Source organism: Rothia sp. HMSC069C10 (assembly GCF_001812205.1).
Classification (GTDB): Bacteria; Actinomycetota; Actinomycetes; order Actinomycetales; family Micrococcaceae; genus Rothia; species Rothia mucilaginosa.
Window position 1 is genome coordinate 337795 of the sequence record NZ_KV808297.1, and the last position, 2840, is coordinate 340634.

The following is a 2840-nucleotide window of genomic DNA, read 5'->3' on the forward strand; positions in this document are numbered from 1 at the left end:
GGGACAGGATTTGAACCTGCGACCTCCGGGGTCTGCATCTCTTTTTAATGAAACAGTGAGATACAGCCAAGTAATCGTTGATATTGTGCGGTAACCGTCCCCTTATCCTTCCCTAAAGATACTTGAAGTTACCGGCATATCCTCACGAAAGATAGGGAATAAGGTAGGGACTACCTTTCCTCCCTACGCCGTGCTCGGGCTGCCTCGTACAGCGTTGTGAGGTCTGACAGGTCTGAGTATGCCTGTGCGTTCACATCGACCGAGTGGCCGAGCGTTCGAGCACGCAGTAGCGCGTCTACGTCCGTGCGGTACATGGTGTTGAGGGTGGTTCTCCAGACGTGGGTGCGGTGGGTCTCCAGCAGAGGCACTCCGCAGTCGCGAGCCAGATCCTTGTAGAACGCCTTGAGAGCCTTCTGAGCGTTGTATCTGTCCCACTCGGTGTCTGGGTTGAGCGGTGCGCCCACAACGTAGGCTCCACCGACTTCATCTCGTCTACGGGTAAGGTGCTCATAGACCGCAGGCTCGACGAGAGCCGCGACGCGGGTGGTGCCTGTCTTGGCGTTTTCAGCCCGAATAATGCACGCTGGGCGGTTTTGGTCGTCGGTGATGATGTCGTCCCACATGAGAGTTCTTGCTTCGCTTACGCGCAGCCCTGTGGCCATTTGGAGCAGGGTTAGGTCGATGCAGCAGCGGTGGACGGCAACGCGGTCCTCTAGCGTGTACCTGCCTCGTTTGGGTGGTACTAGTGTGGGTGACCAGGTATTGGTCGGGGGTTGTGGGTAGAGGTCGAGGTCCTTGATGATGAGCGGACTTCTACCCCCGCGATCTTCAAAGGACCTCCTGTTGACTTCTTACCGTGACGGATCATGGGGCAGCCACACACAGAGCACGATGCAGTATTCACAGGAACGAGGCAAACACGACCAACTGAAAGAGTGACTTTCCCGCACCAGAAAGCCGAAAAGTCACCCAACCAGCAACACGTAGTGTCCTATAACCCAGAAAGAAAGCTCTCCCTGGAAGCCACTGAGGCTTCCAGGGAGAGCAGTCAGAGAGTGCGAAAGACGAATACACCGCTATCAAGCGTGAGGCGGCCGATGGGGGAGTCGTAGGTGGCGAGCGCCGGATCAGAATTGCTCGGGGTGATCGCGGTAGGCATACGCCCACACTGTCACGGCGACAGTCACAGCGCGAGTCCACGCGTCACGGACAGCGTCCAGTTCTGCGCCCTCGAAGCCCTCCGCCAGGAGACGGTGCCCGACCTCCACAGTCGGCGCGATGAAGGCGAGCACGTAGCGCAGAGGCACGAATGGCGTCGAGTCCGCCCCATCCGCCGCGTTCTTCGCCGCGGTCATGTGTCGAGCTCCGATCAGGTACTGGTAGTCCAACCACGCCTGATCCCGCTCGCGCGTGCACATGTCGATGATCCACTGGGCGAATCGGGGCTTTGACGCCTGCGCGTACTCGGGGTTCGGCTGTCCATCCGGATGCGCGGAATGTGCTGCCAGGTAGGTCTTTTGAGCCAAAATCCCGCGCCACGTGTCGACCATTTCCATGGCATGCGGCGCCAGGATGGGTTCTGCTCGCGCGAGCAGCTCTGCGTCACCGGGCTGGACGTGCGCGGCGGCCTCAATCTGGCGTAGATCCTCGAGTGTGAGCGGAGACGTGGGGACGGCATCGGTGCCGTAGGTGTACCCCGACGAGTGATCGTAAGCGGTCATGCGAACCTCCTTGAACTTATGCGTCAATTGTAGAACGTGCTCTTGCTCAGGTCAAGTCCTGTGGAGTGGTGTAATCGTTTTGTGTCCTTCGGGGTGGGTTATGCGCTGAGTTGGAGTGGGGGTTCCTCCTGTTGGGTGGGTTGTGGTGTGAGTCGTGATTTGGTGAGGATGTCGAGGCTGAGGTAGCGTCGGCCTTCGGCCCATTCGTCGTTTTGTTCGGCGAGGACGGCTCCGACCAGGCGGATGATGGCCTGGCGGTTGGGGAAGATCCCCACGGAGTCGGTGCGTCGGCGGATTTCGCGGTTGAGGCGCTCATTGGGGTTGTTGGACCAGATCTGGGTCCATACCCCGGTGGGGAAGGAGGCGAACGCGAGGACGTCTGCCCTGGCTTGATCGAGGTGATCACACACGGCGGGGAGCTTGTCGTTCACGTAGTCCAAGAGCCGGTCGTATTGAGCGTTGACTGAGGCGGCGTCGGGTTGGTCGTACACCGAGTGCAGCATCGCTTTGACGGCGGGCCATAGCGCTTTGGGGGTGACGGACATGAGATTCGCGGCGTAGTGGGTACGGCATCGTTGCCAGGTGGCTCCGGGTAGGTTCGCTGCGATGGCTTCGACCAGGCCCAGATGGGCGTCGCTGGTGACCAGGCGCACGCCGGTGAGGCCTCGGGCGACCAGGTCGGCGAAGAACTCGTTCCACGCCGGGCCGGTCTCGCTGGTGGATACGCGCACCCCCAGTACTTCGCGGTGTCCGTCATTGTTGACTCCGGTGGCAACCAGGACCGCGCACGAGACGACGCGTCCTCCTTCGCGCACTTTCATGGTGAGCGCATCAGCGGCGACGAACGTGAAAGGCCCAGCGTCGTCGAGGGGGCGATGGCGGAACTCGTCCACGTGTTCGTCCAGGTCGGCTGCCATCCGTGAGACCTGGGACTTCGATAGTCCTGTGATCCCCAGGGTTTTGACGAGCTTGTCCATGCGGCGTGTGGATACTCCTGCTAGGTAGCAGTCAGCGACCACTGTGATCAAGGCGTTTTCGGAGCGTTTGCGGCGCTGCAACAGCCACTCTGGAAAGTAGGTGCCTGAGCGTAGCTTGGGGATCGCCACGTCAATGGTGCCG

The 2840-nt window shown here is 60.5% G+C and carries 3 protein-coding genes; all 3 read right to left on the bottom strand.

Annotation, left to right across the window (positions count from 1 at the left end):
- Positions 1-170: 170 nt before the first annotated feature.
- The gene (locus HMPREF2842_RS03590; protein ID WP_314684801.1) at positions 171-803 is read right to left on the bottom strand and encodes a site-specific integrase; all 633 of its coding nucleotides are present in this window, start codon (positions 801-803) and stop codon (positions 171-173) included.
- Between the two features lie 324 nt (positions 804-1127).
- Entirely contained in the window at positions 1128-1721 is a 594-nt protein-coding gene (locus tag HMPREF2842_RS03595; RefSeq protein WP_005505324.1) for a protoglobin domain-containing protein, read from the bottom strand.
- Positions 1722-1819: 98 nt separating this feature from the next.
- Positions 1820-2840 (bottom strand): IS256 family transposase (locus HMPREF2842_RS03600; protein ID WP_070642762.1); only part of this gene is annotated, 1021 nt, incomplete at its 5' end.